Genomic DNA, 564 nt, shown 5'->3' on the forward strand with positions numbered 1-564 from the left:
GCTATTTTAGGTCTATTCTGTTCGTTTTTACACCGGTTTATATGGGACAGCCCTGATGGAAATCCTAAGTGGAATTAGTCCGTTAAAAGGTATTTTATTTGTATTTTTCTTTTTATTGGTTTGGTTTCTTCCGGCCATGCTTGCCTTTTTTTTGAATAGGAAGCATTTCAGGAAAATTCTCACCGCTAATATTCCGGCAGGACTTTCCTGGGTGGCCTGGTTTGCATTATTAGTCTGGGCGATCAGCGGTAAAGTGCGTAATAAGAAAGGGGGTAAGGAATTGGCGGCACAGAAAGGAAGTAAAGTGGGGGAGACGTTAGATAAGAATACAGCTTCAAGCGGCCACTAATCCGCCGCGGTCTATGCTATAGACCTACACCGTTTATCTGGGAAGTTAGGGACTTCGCTGCAAGCTCCTTTGTTGCCTCTATATATATGTAAAGCTCTCTCTGACAGAGAGGCACTGTTGTTCAAATATCAGCCAGAAATATTTCTGAAAGATTTCTACAAAAAGTGCTTGCCGCCCCCCCCTGAAGTCCGTATAGTTCGCCTCCTCGCTGCTCA

The 564-nt window shown here is 44.0% G+C and carries 1 protein-coding gene; it reads left to right on the forward strand.

Translation table 11 applies throughout. From position 1 onward, the window contains the following. Positions 1–55 precede the first annotated feature (55 nt). On the forward strand, positions 56–349 hold the full coding sequence (locus MO867_RS22515; RefSeq protein WP_252473337.1) for a superinfection immunity protein: 294 nt from the start codon (positions 56–58) through the stop codon (positions 347–349). Positions 350–564 lie beyond the last annotated feature (215 nt).

This window comes from Microbulbifer okhotskensis, assembly GCF_023895975.1.
In the GTDB taxonomy this organism is placed as follows: Bacteria; Pseudomonadota; Gammaproteobacteria; order Pseudomonadales; family Cellvibrionaceae; genus Microbulbifer; species Microbulbifer okhotskensis.

What these genes read in the sequence shown, in the direction of transcription:
- MO867_RS22515 (WP_252473337.1), top strand. Translation starts at nt 56, where the DNA reads ATGGAAATCCTAAGTGGAATTAGTCCGTTAAAAGGTATTTTATTTGTA.